The 14,905-nt window shown below is 29.3% G+C and carries 17 protein-coding genes; 8 read left to right on the top strand and 9 right to left on the bottom strand.

From position 1 onward, the window contains the following. Positions 1-40: 40 nt before the first annotated feature. The gene (locus ACTF56_RS04755) at positions 41-1,066 is read left to right on the top strand and encodes a COX15/CtaA family protein (protein WP_438965768.1); all 1,026 of its coding nucleotides are present in this window, start codon (positions 41-43) and stop codon (positions 1,064-1,066) included. 63 nt (positions 1,067-1,129) lie between these two features. Then, a complete protein-coding gene (locus tag ACTF56_RS04750; RefSeq protein ID WP_438965767.1) occupies positions 1,130-1,897 on the top strand; it encodes a CDP-alcohol phosphatidyltransferase family protein in 768 nt (255 codons plus the stop codon). 50 nt (positions 1,898-1,947) lie between these two features. Here ACTF56_RS04750 and ACTF56_RS04745 read toward each other — a convergent pair whose 3' ends face one another. From ACTF56_RS04745 to ACTF56_RS04715, 7 genes are all read right to left on the bottom strand, one after another. Further along, positions 1,948-2,547 (bottom strand): thioredoxin family protein, encoded by a 600-nt coding sequence (locus tag ACTF56_RS04745; RefSeq protein ID WP_438965766.1) that lies wholly within the window; start codon positions 2,545-2,547, stop codon positions 1,948-1,950. 5 nt (positions 2,548-2,552) lie between these two features. After that, positions 2,553-3,047, bottom strand: coding sequence for a redoxin domain-containing protein (locus tag ACTF56_RS04740; protein WP_438965765.1), 495 nt, complete (start codon positions 3,045-3,047; stop codon positions 2,553-2,555). A 612-nt stretch (positions 3,048-3,659) separates the two neighbouring features. Continuing rightward, on the bottom strand, positions 3,660-4,415 hold the full coding sequence (locus tag ACTF56_RS04735) for a LytR/AlgR family response regulator transcription factor (protein ID WP_438965764.1): 756 nt from the start codon (positions 4,413-4,415) through the stop codon (positions 3,660-3,662). Positions 4,416-4,472: 57 nt separating this feature from the next. Next, on the bottom strand, positions 4,473-4,841 hold the full coding sequence (locus ACTF56_RS04730; RefSeq protein ID WP_438965763.1) for a 2TM domain-containing protein: 369 nt from the start codon (positions 4,839-4,841) through the stop codon (positions 4,473-4,475). 1 nt (position 4,842) lies between these two features. Beyond that, positions 4,843-5,145 (bottom strand): 2TM domain-containing protein, encoded by a 303-nt coding sequence (locus ACTF56_RS04725; RefSeq protein ID WP_438965762.1) that lies wholly within the window; start codon positions 5,143-5,145, stop codon positions 4,843-4,845. A gap of 2 nt (positions 5,146-5,147) precedes the next feature. After that, positions 5,148-6,509 carry a 2TM domain-containing protein gene (locus tag ACTF56_RS04720; protein ID WP_438965761.1) on the bottom strand — a complete coding sequence of 454 codons (1,362 nt, stop codon included), beginning with the start codon at positions 6,507-6,509 and terminating at the stop codon, positions 5,148-5,150. 9 nt (positions 6,510-6,518) lie between these two features. Then, positions 6,519-7,139 carry a hypothetical protein gene (locus ACTF56_RS04715; protein WP_438965760.1) on the bottom strand — a complete coding sequence of 207 codons (621 nt, stop codon included), beginning with the start codon at positions 7,137-7,139 and terminating at the stop codon, positions 6,519-6,521. Between the two features lie 160 nt (positions 7,140-7,299). Between ACTF56_RS04715 and ACTF56_RS04710 the strand changes: the two genes are divergently transcribed. The 5 genes from ACTF56_RS04710 (at position 7,300) to ACTF56_RS04690 (ending at position 11,377) form a co-directional block, all read left to right on the top strand. Further along, positions 7,300-8,262 (top strand): lipid A deacylase LpxR family protein, encoded by a 963-nt coding sequence (locus tag ACTF56_RS04710; RefSeq protein WP_438965759.1) that lies wholly within the window; start codon positions 7,300-7,302, stop codon positions 8,260-8,262. 97 nt (positions 8,263-8,359) lie between these two features. Beyond that, positions 8,360-8,884 (top strand): IS1096 element passenger TnpR family protein, encoded by a 525-nt coding sequence (locus ACTF56_RS04705; protein WP_438965758.1) that lies wholly within the window; start codon positions 8,360-8,362, stop codon positions 8,882-8,884. A 116-nt stretch (positions 8,885-9,000) separates the two neighbouring features. Next, positions 9,001-10,059, top strand: a complete 1,059-nt coding sequence (locus ACTF56_RS04700) for a nucleoid-associated protein (protein WP_438965757.1) — start codon at positions 9,001-9,003, stop codon at positions 10,057-10,059. Positions 10,060-10,160: 101 nt separating this feature from the next. Further along, on the top strand, positions 10,161-10,790 hold the full coding sequence (locus tag ACTF56_RS04695) for a hypothetical protein (RefSeq protein WP_438965756.1): 630 nt from the start codon (positions 10,161-10,163) through the stop codon (positions 10,788-10,790). Positions 10,791-10,792: 2 nt separating this feature from the next. Further along, complete coding sequence (locus ACTF56_RS04690; RefSeq protein WP_438965755.1) at positions 10,793-11,377, top strand: hypothetical protein; 585 nt, start codon at positions 10,793-10,795, stop codon at positions 11,375-11,377. A gap of 1 nt (position 11,378) precedes the next feature. Here ACTF56_RS04690 and ACTF56_RS04685 read toward each other — a convergent pair whose 3' ends face one another. Both ACTF56_RS04685 and ACTF56_RS04680 read right to left on the bottom strand, forming a co-directional pair. Then, positions 11,379-12,782: an FAD-binding oxidoreductase gene (locus ACTF56_RS04685; protein WP_438965754.1), complete on the bottom strand. Its 1,404-nt coding sequence runs from the start codon at positions 12,780-12,782 to the stop codon at positions 11,379-11,381. 11 nt (positions 12,783-12,793) lie between these two features. Beyond that, the gene (locus tag ACTF56_RS04680) at positions 12,794-13,705 is read right to left on the bottom strand and encodes an AEC family transporter (protein WP_438965753.1); all 912 of its coding nucleotides are present in this window, start codon (positions 13,703-13,705) and stop codon (positions 12,794-12,796) included. 100 nt (positions 13,706-13,805) lie between these two features. On the opposite strand from ACTF56_RS04680, the gene meaB reads away from it, so the two are divergent. Beyond that, positions 13,806-14,900, top strand: coding sequence for a methylmalonyl Co-A mutase-associated GTPase MeaB (meaB, locus tag ACTF56_RS04675; protein ID WP_438965752.1), 1,095 nt, complete (start codon positions 13,806-13,808; stop codon positions 14,898-14,900). The last annotated feature ends 5 nt before the right edge of the window (positions 14,901-14,905 follow it).

The raw sequence follows: 14,905 nt of genomic DNA, 5'->3' as shown, positions 1-14,905 counted from the left end.
AAAAATTTATAATTAATTTTATAATTTATTAAAATTTCCAATGAAAAAATATTTTTTACCTATTACAAAAGCTGCATTAGTTTTGGTATATTTAGTAATAATTGCTGGTGCCTTGGTTCGTATGACCGGTTCTGGAATGGGTTGCCCCGATTGGCCTAAATGCTTTGGATATTATATTCCGCCAACACAAGAAAGCGAATTGTTATTTACTCCAAATAAAGAATACAAAAAAGGAATGGTCATCATAAAAGACGAATCCTTATTAGTTTCGAAAAAAAAATTTACATCTTCAAATCAATTTCAAAAATCCAATTGGGAAACATATACAAAACATGATTATGCTATTTTTAATCCAATGCACACTTGGATTGAATACATCAATAGATTATTTGGTGCATTGGCAGGTTTGGCTTGTTTTGCAAGTTTTATTTTAGCTTTTTGGTATTGGAAAATCAATAAAAAGTTAGTTGTTTATGCTTTTGTTGTGTGCGTTTTAATGGGTTTTCAGGCTTGGTTAGGCAAAACAGTAGTAGATTCAGCTTTAAGTCCAGTTAAAATAACTACACACATGTTGGTTGCATTTTTAATTGTAGCACTTCAATTGTATTTGATTTTCTATTTTCAAAAGGACAAAAAGAAACATTCCTTCATATATAATAAAAAATTCAAGTTATTAGTATTGTTTTCTTTAAGTTTAACTATAATACAAGTGGTTTTTGGAACATCAGTTAGGGAATTTATCGATACAATTTCAAAAACAGGAATGCCCAAAGAACTTTGGTTACAAAATCCCACTTTAATTTTTTATATTCATAGAAGTTTTTCAATATTAGTCACTCTTACAGGACTTTATCTTTGGTATTTAAATTCAAAACTAAGTCTTAATTTCAAAAAAGTAAACTATGTAATTGCGCTAATTCTTTTAGAAATAGTATCTGGTATTTTAATGTATTATTTTGATTTTCCATTTGGAACTCAAACGGTGCATATTGTTATAGCTTCCCTATTATTTGGGGTTCAGTTTTATTTGGTTTTAGAAAATTCTAATACTATTTCAACTAAATAAAAAAATAAAAATAGTATCTTCGCGCTCTTGACTATATTGTCGCATTTCTTTGATTAAAACTGCATGTCTAAACTTGCCGAAAAAGATAAATTTTTAGATTTATCAGACTATGGAAGACCATTTGGAAAAGCCTTTGCTTTACAACTAAAAAACACAAGCTTTACTCCTATTCATGTTACCTTACTCTTTGGTATTTCGGGTTTGTTGGCCATTTATTGCATTTTAAATCAGCACTACTTTGCTGCTGGTTTTTTTATTGTGCTAAAATCTATAATAGATGCCGCTGATGGTGAACTAGCACGAATTAAAAATACTCCTTCCTACACGGGAAGATATTTAGATAGTGTGTTTGATATTATCTTGAATTTTATGTTTTTTATGGCGATTTGTTATGTTTCAAGTACCTCAATTTGGTATACTTTATTGGCTTTTTTTGGTATTCAATTGCAAGGAACTTTATACAATTATTACTATGTGATTTTAAGAAACAAATCCGTTGGAGGCGATGCAACTAGTAAAATTTTTGAATACAAAGCACCAAAAGCATTGCCAGGTGAAAGTCAAAAATCCGTAGATGTTTTATTCAATATCTACACTATAGTTTATGGAATTTTTGATAAAATAATTCATTTTTTGGATAAAGATGCCTATAAAGTAAAGACATTTCCAAATTGGTTCATGACTTTATTATCTGTTTATGGATTAGGATTTCAACTTCTTTTAATAGCTGTAATGCTTCCCTTTGGATATATTGAATGGGTAGTTCCATTTTTTATTTTATTTACTTTACTCTTATTTGTTTTTATTTTTATTAGAAAAAAATATCTATAAAAAAAGTGACCAAAATTAATGGCTCACTTTATAAAATTTTTAATCATTCATTATTTTTTAACTTTTATGCTGCAACCAATTGCTTTAGTTGTAGCTACATCAACTGGTTTTCCTGCTTCTAATGAGCTAATTGCGTTTTCTAGATATTTTTCTTTGACCTTTGTAGCATCTTCAACATTATCATCAATTGCTCCAATATACTTAACTACTCTTCTGCTGTCTAATAAAAAAACGTGAGGTGTTTTTGTTGCACCATATTGTGGATATATTTTCTGACCTTCATCAAATAAATAAGGAAATTGAAAGTCTTTTTCTTTGGCTCTTTCTTGCATTAATTCGAAACTATCGTCGGGTTCAGCTTCGGGATCATTAGGATTTATAGCTATCAAAATATATCCTTTTTCTTTATATCTATTGGCAATGTCAATAATTCTATCTTCATATTTTACTGCAAAAGGACAATGATTACAAGTAAAAACCACAATAAAACCTTTAGCCTCTTTGTAATCACTCATGCTATACATTTTGTTATCTACAGATTTGAGTCTAAAATCGGTGGCAACATCACCTGGTTTATAACCTGAAATTGTAGATTCATTGGTCGTAAAAACAACAGAAAAAAGAATTAAAATTAAGTTGAAAATCTTCATAGTATTTAATTTTTAGGTTTAATAAATTCATTTATAAAAGTTTCTAAAGCTTCTTTATCCTCAAAATCTTGCTCAACAAACAAACGATTTTTACCCTGAATTAACCAAGTCGCAGGAATAGCTCCAGACCAATCTTTATCAATTTTAGGAAGCCAATTGTTGTAATTTGTATCGGTCAATAAAACAACTTTAGACTGCAATTTTTTCTTTTCTAAAAAAGGAATAAACTGCTTTTCTATTTGTTTAGAAAAATCTAAACTAACTAAAATAACCTTTACTTTTTGATCTTTATAGGTTTCATTTAACGATTCAAAATAAGGCAATTCTTTTACACATGGAGCACACCAAGTAGCCCAAAAATTGACTACATAACAAGTATCATTTTCTTTAATTATTTCTTTTTCCAATTCCCCAAAAGTATCAAAAGTTTCAAAGTTTTGTGCCTGAAGTGAACCAAAAAAAGGGATGATTAATGTAAAAAATAAGAGTGCTTTTTTCATGTTTTAATTGGTATTTTAGGCTAATATAACCAATTCAAAACAGACTTTTTTACAGTTAACAAAAGTTTATAAAAAACAAGTAAAAAATTAAAAAAAAGCTCTAATTTTTTAAGCCTATTTGTTATTGAAAAGCAACTGAAAAACAACTTTAATTTAAGATAAAAAAACATCAAATATAGTTGGCTTTTTTACAGTTTATGAACTTCAATTATTTATTAAAAAAACTCTAAAAATCTTTGAATTTAATTGAAATTATTTTCACTTCTTATTTAAAAAACACATCTCTAATTTATTCTCTAAAAACTTATGCTTGTTTTTATGAAAGCTCGCAATTTTATAAATTTCAAAATTTTCTCAAAAAACAAAATCCAAAATGCGATTACAACTTGAATAAATTTGAGGAAAATGTTTCACAAATATCAAAACATCAAAAAGCACATAATTCGTATTTAAGCCATTTTAAAAAATTTGACAAGAAAAACCATTTCTTTATTAAAAAAGCGCTTTAAAAAGCCTGAAAATCATTATAGAAAAAATCTATAGCTGTTGTTTATGTAATTATTTACCAAGATATTATAAAACATAACTTAAACTAAAAGTTCCTATTTAAAATTATCCTATCCAGGATTTAAAATCGGACACTTTCTCTCTTGAAACAATAACTTCTTCCTCTTTATATGAGGGCAAAATAACTTTTAAACGAGAATTACTATACACTTGTATTTCCTTAATTGCTTTCATATGAATTAAAAATTTTCTGCTGACACGATAAAAGTCTTTAGGGTTCAACTCCTCTTCTACTTGTTCTAAAGTAGTATCCAAAAGGTAATTTCTGTTTTCAAAAGTGTGCAAATACGTTCCTTTATTTTCGCTAAAAAAACATTCAATTTCATCTACAGAAATCACCTTCAATTGCGTTCCAATTTTAACTGAAAATCGTTGTTTAAATTCTTTTCTTTCGTTACCTAAAATCATCTGCTTTATCATGTCAAAATCCAATGTTGAAATCGTGTTTTTTTGGACCTGATTTTTGAACTTTGAAACGGCAATTTCCAACTCATCTTCATCAATAGGTTTTAGCAAATAATCGATGCTATTTAACTTAAAAGCACGCAAGGCATATTCGTCATAAGCAGTAGTGAAAATGATGGCACTTTTAATATCAATTTGTTCGAAAATTTCAAACGACAATCCGTCCGAAAGTTGAATGTCTAAAAATATTAAATCTGGATGCATATTGTGTTGAAACCAATCTAAAGCTTCTTCTACTGAATGTAAAAGTGTATGAACTTTTAAACCCAATTTTTCCACTTTTCGTTGCAACAACCTCGCTGCTGGTTTTTCGTCTTCGATGATTATGATATTCATGCTTTTATTAGATTCAAAGTTGTTAATTCGTAATTGTTAATTCGTAATTTCAAAAAATCATTCCCATTTATTATTTTTCTCTTTATCCATTAGCTCTTTAATTTTTCGTTCTTCCCAATCATTTCCTAAAATCATTCCTGGTAAAAAAACAGATAAGCCATGAGCCAATAAACCAATTCCCCAAAAGAAAGCTGTAAAAAAATTATGAAATTGAAAATAACTTTCTCCTTCATTCAAATTTTGAATATTTACAATTATTATCATAATGTTAATAACCACATAAACCAAAGCATGTGTATAAAAACCTTTGATTCTTTTAACTCTATTTAAAGCTTCTTGGTATTTTATTTCGTTTGGATTTGAAGTGCTAAAATTATTAGTTCCTCTTCTTTCCATTCTTCTTTGCATTCTATCTTCGATACTCATTTTATTCAAATTTATTTTTGTTAGACTCTTCTTCTTCGATAAATTGTTTTATTTTTTTTTCTTCCCAATTAGAAGAAAAAAAAGGAATTAATTTAAACACTTTTATTGCGTGAATGATTAAAGGAATTCCTGAACTTAAAATTACCCAAATACTCCAAAAATGTCCCGGTGTGTATTTTACGTTGATTAAAATCATTCCCATCATTACAATTGAAAAAACAAGTAGATGTCTGTAAAATCCTTTTATTTCTTTGACTCTTTTTTGAGCTTTTTGATAACGTTCTAATTCATTTTCTGCATTCATAATTAACTCCATTTGGTTTGTTCTTTATTTTCTTTATCCAATATTTCTTGAATTTTCTTTTCTTCCCATGATTTTCCATACCCAAAAGTTTCTAAGGCATGAAAAGTTAAACCCAATCCCCAACCCAACATAGGAAACCAAAACCATTGAAAACTTGTAGTTGATAAATTGATAATAATTAGTATTGGAATTACGCAACAATAAGAGATTAGATTGCTGTAAAACCCTTTTAATTTTCGTACTCGTTCTTTGGCTCTTTCGTAAGCTGTTTGTTCGCTATAATTGTATGTTGTTTCCATAACTGATATTTGTTTTGTTAATATTGGAAGTTTAATTCTGAAAAAGTCTTCTGTATCTTCAACCCGAACATTTCTTTTGGTTAAAATAGCATATCGGTTTACGATATTATGTAAACCAACACCTTTTCGGTCTTGCAAAACTTCCTTTTTTTGTTTGTTATTTTCTACGATTAATTCGTTGTTATTAATTGTGATTTTAATTCTTAAAGGTTTTTTTTCGCTTACAATGTTATGCTTTATAGTATTTTCAAGCAGCAGTTGTAACGATAAAGGAACCACTTTGGCTTCGTCGTCCATAAAATCTTCAGGAAGTTCAAAAGTTAAACTATCTTCAAATCTCATTTTTAATAAATTCATGTAAGTTTTTGCGAAAGCCAATTCTTCGGCAACGGTTACCAATTCTTTATCTTTTTGTTCTAAAACATATCGGTATATCTTGGATAACGATGTGGTAAATCGCTGCGCATTGTCTGGATTTTCTTCAATCAAAGAACTCAAAACATTTAAACTATTGAATAAAAAATGAGGATCGATTTGATTTTTTAAACTTTCAAATTTTGCTGAAGCTGTGCCTGCAATAATTTTTTGTTCTTTAATCTTGTTTTCTTGCGATTTTTTATAGAAATAAACCAAATGAAAAAACATAGAAACAAGCAACGTGATTAGCAATGAAAAAACATAATATTTTAATTTTTCATTTTTAATAAAGACTTCAAAAGAAACTTGTTCAATGCCAACTTTTGTTATAATTCGAATTATAAAAATCCCTATCATGGTAAAAAAAACACTTCCAAAAGCACCAATAACTACTCGATATTGTGCATATTTTTTCCAACTTACTTTCTGATTTAAATAATCAAAATAGCTTGAATTTATGGCTGTTAAAACCACGCCATACAAACAATAGTATGCAAGTTCAATAGCGATTTTTTGATCAAAAATTATTTTTCTTCCAAAGATGAATTCGATAGAAATAATAATTGCAGCAAGAATAAAACTGATTATAATTCCTTTAATTAAAATCTTAAAAAAATATTGAATGACTTGTTGAATGGTTCCTTGCATGACGGTAATTTATTTACAATTTTCTACTAAATCGATAGCTCTATCCAATCCCCAATTCGGGTGAAATGTCGATGTTGGTTTAAATGTACTAAAAAGTTCCACAGATTTCTTAAATTTTGAACAAAAAACTGTAGTGTCTTCACCAAAATACTCAGCACTTCCTTTATCAAATTCAGCTTTAGATAAAACAACTCTTGGGTTTTCTGGAGCTAATTTTTCAGCTTTTAAATAAACATTATTGGCTAATCCAGAATATTTCATTCCGTTTGCCATAGGATCATAAACTATCCATGCGGTATAAATTATTCCTTGAAGCACATACAATTCTGCATTTTGACTTTCCTTTTCAAAAGCTAAGTCTAAGGCTTTTTGAGCCTTTTCTAGCATCAATTTTGCTTGTGCCTTATCTTTTGTTTCAAAAGAAGACAAAGCGTTTATAAATGCTACGTAATAGTTTGGCAACCATTCTTTGGTTTCTGATGCTGCTAATTTTTCAAAAACAACTACTGCATCTGCATTTTTTCCTTCAGTCCAAAGAGATATTGCAGTAGTCATTTCCGTTTCATAAGTAGTTTGTGCTGAAACATAGCTACAAATTAAGATTGCGATAAATGTGATAATTTTTGTCATTTTATAAAGATTTAAAGTTAGTATTTCTTATTTGATGAAACAAAATTGCATCAGTTCCATTGAAATTAAAATTTGTTTTGACTGAATTGTTGTTTTTTAAGGATGAATTGCAAAATAGCCGTGTTAAAACTTAAAACTATAAATTATCGTAAATGATATTATGAAAACATATACGATAAAACTGCTTCTTTTTCTTATTGTTCCTGCCTGTTTATTTTCTCAAAAAATAAATAATATGGCTTCTTTTAGAGACCTTAAAAGTGATGCCTATTTCAGATTCAATTATGAAAATGATTACTTTGCTTCTTCTGATAAAAACTATACTCAAGGATATAATTTTGAGTTAGTTGCTCCATTTCTTAAAAAAAATCCTGCCAACAAACTGTTTTATATTCCTAAAAACACTGAAAACAAACATGGTTTATCTATTGAACATATAGGTTTTACACCAAGCAATTATAAAAGTCCAGATATTCAATTGGGCGACAGACCTTTTGCATCAGCTATTATGCTAAAAAGTTTTGTGATTTCAACGAATATTGAAAAAAAATATAGAGGTTATTCGTCTTTTAGCCTAGGAATCATTGGTCCAGGTGCCTTTGGTAAAGAAATGCAAGTTGCCATTCATGAAGCAACCGGAAATGCAATTCCACAAGGCTGGAGCAATCAAATAAAAAACGATATTGTGCTAAATTATGAAATAGGTTTAGAAAAACAGCTGTTTCGATTTAAAAATATATTTTCCTTACAATCTGATACCAACTTAAAGCTTGGAACTCTTTTTACAAACGCTTCATTAGGATTAAATGCAACAATTGGAATCATAAATTCACCTTTTAGTTCTAGTACTAACAAACATAAATTCCAACTTTACTTTTATTCGCAACCCGTATTTACTATAGTGGGTTATGATGCAACGCTACAAGGTGGCTTGTTTAATAAAAAAAGTCCTTATACCCTATCATCATCTTCGTTGAAACGTTTTACAGTGCAACACAATTATGGAATAGTTTTAAAAACAAGAACCTTATATTTTGAATATTCACGTTCTGCAATTACTAGAGAATTCGACTCAGGAAGTTCTGCAAAATGGGGTGGAATTAAAATTGGCTTTATATTTTGATAATGAAGACATTCAAAATCTTATCAACAAATCCATTTTTGACAAAAGTACTTTCTTAAATAATACTTACTTTTGTGGTTCTTAAAATTTCAAAAAAATGATTTACAAATTTAGAGCCATATTAGATACTAAAGAAGACATCTTTAGAGATATTGCTATAGAACAAACTGACACTTTAGAAGATTTACACAACGCAATTACTAACGCTTTTGGTTTTGATGGAACCGAAATGGCTTCCTTTTACATGTGTGATGATAATTGGAATCAAGAATTTGAAATCCCTTTATTTGACACTGGTGAAGATTCTGATGAAGTGAGAACCATGAATGAGTTTATCTTAGAAGATAATTTGGACAAACACCACACCAAAATTATTTACGTTTATGATTTTTTCAATATGTGGACCTTTTTTGTAGAATTGGCAGCCATTGAAGAAAAAGAATCAGATTTAACATATCCAGCTTTGTTGTTTTCTCATGGCGAAATTCCTGCAGAAGCTGAAGATAAAATGTTTGAAGCTGATGGTGGTTTTGATGAAGATGAATATGATGAAGATGAATTAGATATGTTTGATGGTGAAGACAGCTTTGAAGATTTTGGTTTTGAAGAAAATTGGAATTAATCTTTTCAGAACAAAGAAACAAGAAGCAAGAACAAAGAAATAATTAATTAAAAATAAAATAGACTTAAGAAAGTGTCTTTTCTCTTTCTTCCTTCATCTATTTTCTAAACAAACAAATGATAAACCTTTTCAACGCCCACATAGACAATCTTTCCATCCATAGAGTTGGAAATAAAAGCCGTAACGAAGCTCTTTTTTTATCTGAAAAACCTTATGGTTTGAATGATGAAATTATGCCTTTACTTAAAGAGTATTTCTTTAAACCTTTTCGTGAAAAAGAAGAAAATTATTTTCAATTTGCTCATGAAGTTGATTTAGAGTACAATGACATGTTCAATTTAGCTACAGAGATTTTTTCAAATACAAGTGAAGTGCATAATGTGTCTAAAAAAATAACAAAACACTTATTTGAACAATCCAATCATCCTCATATTAAGAATGGAGAAGTTTACATAGCTTATCTTTCTAATGTATCGATAGACAATAATGTGGTAGATGCTATTGGTGTTTTTAAAAGTGAAATTCAAACTGATTTCCTTCAATTTGAAGAAAAAGAAAGTAATTTGGAAATGATTTTACAACAAGGAATCAACTTAAATAAACTAGATAAAGGTTGTTTGATTTTCAATTACAAAAAAGAAGAAGGTTATAAAATTTTAACCGTTGACAGCAATAGATACGATGCCCGTTATTGGTTAGAACATTTCTTGTCAGTTGATGCTTTTCAGGATGAAAACTTCATGACTAAGAAATATTTAAAATTTTGTCAAGATTTTGCTAAAGAAGTGGTTTTACCTGCAGAAGATAAGCAACAAGAAGTTTTATTTATGAATAGAGCCATCAATCATTTTGCAAAAAATGATGCTTTTGAAGAAACAGCTTTCTTGAATGAAGTTATGGAAAACCCAGAATTTATTCCCGAATTCAAAAACTACAAAGTAGATAAAGGTGAAAAATACAGCATTGAAGATGTAACCAATTTCCCAATCGCAAATGCAGCTGTGACTGATGTTCGTAAGAAATTGAAAAACACCATTCATTTGGATACCAACGTTCAAATTAAGTTGGATTTTGTGAATTCTGATTCAGCTCAAAAATTTGTTGAAAAAGGTTGGGACGAAGAAAAACAAATGTATTACTACTTGGTTTATTTTAATAAAGAACAAAAGGTTTAGTGTTCAGTATTCAATAAATAGTTTTCAGTAAAATAATAATTTCCTCAATTACGCAAAGTGGTTGAGGATTTTTTTATATTTGAATTAAATTCAATAGCATCATGACAAAACTAGAACTTCAAAAATTTATTGAAGAAAAATCAAATCGCCAAATTATTTTAAAAGAGCGAATGAATCTTTTAAATGCTCTTGATGATGAATTATCAGGTTCAAAAATTGGTCGTTGGTTTGGAAGTGCCTATTTAACCGTAAAAAGATTTGTAACACTATTATTGGGTATTATTCTTATTTTAAGCTCGGTTTTGTTTTTCTTTTTTCCTCAAATTGTAGTTAAAGATGAAGCGGTAAAAAACGAAATCATTCAAAATTACAAATCCAACTTTGAACAAGAAACAGGCACACCTTTACAAGTGAAAATAGAAGAAATATCCAATAATTCGGGCAATTCAAAATCAATTTTATTGGTCCAAAACATTGATAAATCCATAGGAGATTCTGTTAAAAATAATGATAAAAACAAATTTCAATTCATGTCGATTCTAGGAATAATTTTAGGAATTATATTACTCTACATTGCGCGTTTAACCAAAAAAATAAAGTTTCGAAACAGTAAAATTTCTGAAGCTGAAAAATTAACGCAAGCCATTATTAAAGATTATGGTATGACTATTGAAGAAGAAGACAAAGAATTAATAGTATTAAAAGATTTATTAAACAAAACTCAAGATTAACAATGAAAAACCTTAAAATTTTTGCCCTTTCCTTTTTTGTATTTGCATTAAATAGTGTAGTTGCTCAAAATCAAGAAACATTAGAAAAAGAAACCAATAAAATGTATGAAGCTACATTAAAAATGGATTTTGATAAAATTATAGAATATACTTACCCAAAAATATTTGACTTAGTACCAAAAGATCAATTGAAAGGCATTTTGCAACAAACGTTTGATAATGATGAATTTAAAATGGAATTTGTAGCTGTAAATCCTAATTTTGAATACGGTAAAGTTTCAAAAATTGAAGAAAAATCTCTAGCAATCATAAATTATAAAGTTAGTATGACCATGACTTTTTATGAAGAATTAGAACAAGAAACCATTGATTTAATGATTAATACTTTTAAAGCTGCAGGAAGTTATGACGAAGTAAATTATGATCTAGATAAAAAAGCCTTCATAATTGCTACAAGAACAAAAATGATTGCCGTAAGTGATGAATTGACCAAAAAACAATGGAAATTCATTACTTACGACAAAAAAAATCGAAAAATTGCAGAAATGCTTTTAAGTGATTCTATTCTTACCAAATTAGGATTATAAATTATAAATCATCAGGAAAAATTTTTCCAGGATTTAAAATATTATTGGCATCAAAAACATACTTGATTCTTTCCATAAGTTCCAAGTGTGTTTTTGAAAATGCTATACCCATGTAGTTTTTTTGAACCAATCCGATTCCGTGTTCACCCGAAAGTGTTCCTTTCAAAGCAACTGTTAGTTCAAAAATTTCTCTAATACCTTTAGTAACATCTATATTCCAAGCATCATCCGATAAGTTACCTCTAATGATGTTTACGTGCAAATTTCCATCACCAGCATGTCCATAACAAACCGATTGAAAACCATACTTCTTTCCTATTCTTTTAATTCCATCTAACAATTTAGGCAATTCATATCTAGGTACAACAGTATCTTCCTCTTTATAAATTGAATTAGCTTTTACGGCTTCGCCAACACTTCTTCGCATTTTCCAAAGCACATTTTTTTGTTCTTCGGTATCGGCAAATAAAATTTCATCGATTTCAAATTGTTCTAAAACCTCAACTATTTTTTCCGCTTCTTGCATTAAAATTTCAGGATAATTGCCATCCACTTCAATCAACAAATGTGCTTGATGATCATCTTTAATCTCCACATTTATACCTTCAACATATTTAGCAGACCATTCAATGGCATCACGTTCCATAAATTCTAAGGCACTTGGTGTAATTCCTGCTTTAAAAATTTCAGAAACAGCCTCACAAGCTTGATTAGCTTTGTAAAAAGGAACTAATAAAAGTAAATTATTTTTGTTTTGAGGAATCAACTTCAAAACAATTTTTGTGATGATTCCTAAAGTACCTTCACTTCCTACCATCAACTGTGTTAAATTGTATCCTGTAGCATTTTTAAGTGTATTTGCACCAGTCCAAATGATTTCGCCATTAGCTAAAACAACTTCTAAATTCAATACATAATCCTTGGTAACTCCATATTTTAAAGCTCTGGCACCACCTGAATTTTCTGCAACATTTCCTCCAATCCAACAACTTCCCATGCTGCTAGGATCTACAGGATAAAACAATCCTTTTTCGGCTACAGCTTCTCTTAAAACTTGAGTAATTACAGCTGGTTCGGCAGTTACTTGCAAATTTTGTTCGTCAATATTTAAAATCTTATTTAAACGTTCTAAAGAAAGTCCTATGCCACCATAAATAGACAAGGCACCACCACTTAATCCCGTTCTTGCACCAATTGGTGTGACGGAAATCATATACTCGTTGGCTATTTTTAATATTTGAGATATTTCTTTAGCATTTGCTGGTTTAATGACAACTTGTGGTGGAAAAATTAAATCTTCTGTTTCATCGTGACCGTAATGATTCCTAGTTTCTAAGTCTACAAAAATATAAGATGCACCTACAATATCTTCTAATAATTGAACTATATTTTTATTTAATTCCATTGTTCTTTTTTTTAAAAATTTGTCAAAATCCAAAACCAAATGGCTAAGGTTATAAATGATATCGGAATTCCAATTCCAACCATCATACTGCTTAATTTTGGTTTTAATCCATAACTCGAAGCTAAAATTGCTCCAGTAATCATGGGTGCCATAGCTGATTCAATAATAGAAACATCTATAGTTATTCCATTTGCACCTAAAACTTTTTTATACAAAATAAAGAAAAAAAGTGGTGTAAGTATTAATTTAAAAAGCAAACCCAAACTTAAGAAACTCCAATGTTTACTATTGCGTTCAAATTTAAGCTGAAATCCAACTGCTATCAATGCTATTGGTGAAACCGTACTTCCTATTCGTTGAAAAACCGATTGCATTTCTTTAGGGAAATCTATTTCAAACAGATTTAAAAAAACAGCGATTAAAAAAGCAATGAAAGGTGGAAAAAACAAAATTTTCTTGACTATTGCGTTTGGACTCAACGTAGCTCTAGAAAACAATGTTGCGACAATAATTCCCATTGTTGCCATTACTACAAAAGTTCCCGGTTGATCAATTATAATAGCTGTTTCTATTCCTTTGCTTCCAAACATAGCTTCGATAACTGGAAAACCTACAAAAGAAGTATTTCCTAAACCTGCTGTTAAAACCAAGCAACCTATTAATTTTTTTGACCAACCTAAATACGTTCCAAGCGTATAAAAAAATAAAAATGCTAAACCAAATCCTAACCAAGCAATTCCCAAAGGATAAAGCAAAGCTGAAGAAATCTCAATTTTAGGAATATAATACAAAGCTAAAGCTGGTAAAGAAACATAAATCACAAAATGATTCAATGAAACATGTAAATTTTTGGGAAAGCCTTTTGCATATTGAAAAGTAATTCCAATTAATAAGCAAATGAAAATCAGAAGAATATTATCCATAGTTTTATTAAGAAGTGCAAAGTTAAAACCATTATTGGATTATTGCTTTGAAAGTTTATTTTTTTCAAAAAAATTGTACATTTACAAAAAGAGAATATTTTTGGAAAACAACGCAAAAAAATCGGCCTTATCGGAAGTTAACGGAATCAATCAACCCGATTCGGTTAGTGAAGTTGTGGCTAAAAGAATTCAATTAAAACGTAAAGAAATTCCAACTTCCAAGGAGTTAATTGCAGCCATTTTAAAAGGAGATAAAATTGCTTTAAGTAGAGCAATTACTTTAATTGAAAGCACGAATCCAGAACATTTAGAAAGTGCCAATGAAGTTATAAATGGTTGTTTACCTTTTGCTAATAAATCAGTGCGAATTGGAATTACCGGTGTTCCTGGTGTTGGAAAAAGTACATTTATTGAGGCTTTTGGAAAACATTTAACTTCTTTAGGTAAAAAAGTGGCCGTTTTAGCCGTTGATCCAAGTTCGTCAATAAGTCACGGAAGTATTTTAGGAGACAAAACCCGGATGGAAGAATTGGTAAAAGATGAAAATGCTTTTATTCGTCCAAGTGCTTCTGGCGATAGTCTTGGTGGTGTTGCTAGAAAAACGCGTGAAAGCATTATATTATGTGAAGCTTGTGGGTTTGATACGATTATAATTGAAACCGTTGGTGTTGGTCAAAGCGAAACTGCGGTTCATAGCATGGTGGATTTCTTCTTACTTTTAAAAATCGCTGGTGCTGGTGATGAACTACAAGGCATTAAACGTGGAATTATGGAAATGGCAGATACAATAGTAATAAATAAAGCAGATGGTGATAATATTTCCAAAGCCAAATTAGCTAAAACTGAATTTAATCGTGCTTTGCATTTATTTCCAGCTAAAAGTAGCGGTTGGATTCCTAAAGTTACCACTTGTAGTGCTTTTGAAAAAACAGGTATTGATCATGTATGGACAATTATTTTAGACTATTTTGAATTGGCCAAAGAAAACCACTATTTTGAAAACAAACGAAAAGATCAAAATTTGTTTTGGATGATGGAAACCATCAATGAACAATTGAAATCTAATTTTTATAACAACTCTGAAATGGAAACTTTATTAGAAAAGCAAAAAAAAGCGGTTCAAAATAATGAAGTATCGCCATTTGCAGCAGCAATGAATTTGTTAGATAAATATTATGAAAAAAAAATCAAATAATTCAA

It is taken from the genome of Flavobacterium sp. (assembly GCF_965657075.1).
GTDB lineage: Bacteria > Bacteroidota > Bacteroidia > Flavobacteriales > Flavobacteriaceae > Flavobacterium.
Note: the sequence above shows the minus strand (reverse complement) of the source record. Positions and strands in the feature narration are given on the sequence as shown.

Bases quoted from the DNA above. Each gene is read 5' to 3' on its own strand.
- ACTF56_RS04755 (WP_438965768.1), top strand. From the start codon at position 41: ATGAAAAAATATTTTTTACCTATTACAAAAGCTGCATTAGTTTTGGTA.
- ACTF56_RS04750 (WP_438965767.1), top strand. From the start codon at position 1,130: ATGTCTAAACTTGCCGAAAAAGATAAATTTTTAGATTTATCAGACTAT.
- ACTF56_RS04745 (WP_438965766.1), bottom strand. From the start codon at position 2,547: ATGAAGATTTTCAACTTAATTTTAATTCTTTTTTCTGTTGTTTTTACG.
- ACTF56_RS04740 (WP_438965765.1), bottom strand. From the start codon at position 3,047: ATGAAAAAAGCACTCTTATTTTTTACATTAATCATCCCTTTTTTTGGT.
- ACTF56_RS04735 (WP_438965764.1), bottom strand. From the start codon at position 4,415: ATGAATATCATAATCATCGAAGACGAAAAACCAGCAGCGAGGTTGTTG.
- ACTF56_RS04730 (WP_438965763.1), bottom strand. From the start codon at position 4,841: ATGAGTATCGAAGATAGAATGCAAAGAAGAATGGAAAGAAGAGGAACT.
- ACTF56_RS04725 (WP_438965762.1), bottom strand. From the start codon at position 5,145: ATGAATGCAGAAAATGAATTAGAACGTTATCAAAAAGCTCAAAAAAGA.
- ACTF56_RS04720 (WP_438965761.1), bottom strand. From the start codon at position 6,509: ATGCAAGGAACCATTCAACAAGTCATTCAATATTTTTTTAAGATTTTA.
- ACTF56_RS04715 (WP_438965760.1), bottom strand. From the start codon at position 7,139: ATGACAAAAATTATCACATTTATCGCAATCTTAATTTGTAGCTATGTT.
- ACTF56_RS04710 (WP_438965759.1), top strand. From the start codon at position 7,300: ATGAAAACATATACGATAAAACTGCTTCTTTTTCTTATTGTTCCTGCC.
- ACTF56_RS04705 (WP_438965758.1), top strand. From the start codon at position 8,360: ATGATTTACAAATTTAGAGCCATATTAGATACTAAAGAAGACATCTTT.
- ACTF56_RS04700 (WP_438965757.1), top strand. From the start codon at position 9,001: ATGATAAACCTTTTCAACGCCCACATAGACAATCTTTCCATCCATAGA.
- ACTF56_RS04695 (WP_438965756.1), top strand. From the start codon at position 10,161: ATGACAAAACTAGAACTTCAAAAATTTATTGAAGAAAAATCAAATCGC.
- ACTF56_RS04690 (WP_438965755.1), top strand. From the start codon at position 10,793: ATGAAAAACCTTAAAATTTTTGCCCTTTCCTTTTTTGTATTTGCATTA.
- ACTF56_RS04685 (WP_438965754.1), bottom strand. From the start codon at position 12,782: ATGGAATTAAATAAAAATATAGTTCAATTATTAGAAGATATTGTAGGT.
- ACTF56_RS04680 (WP_438965753.1), bottom strand. From the start codon at position 13,705: ATGGATAATATTCTTCTGATTTTCATTTGCTTATTAATTGGAATTACT.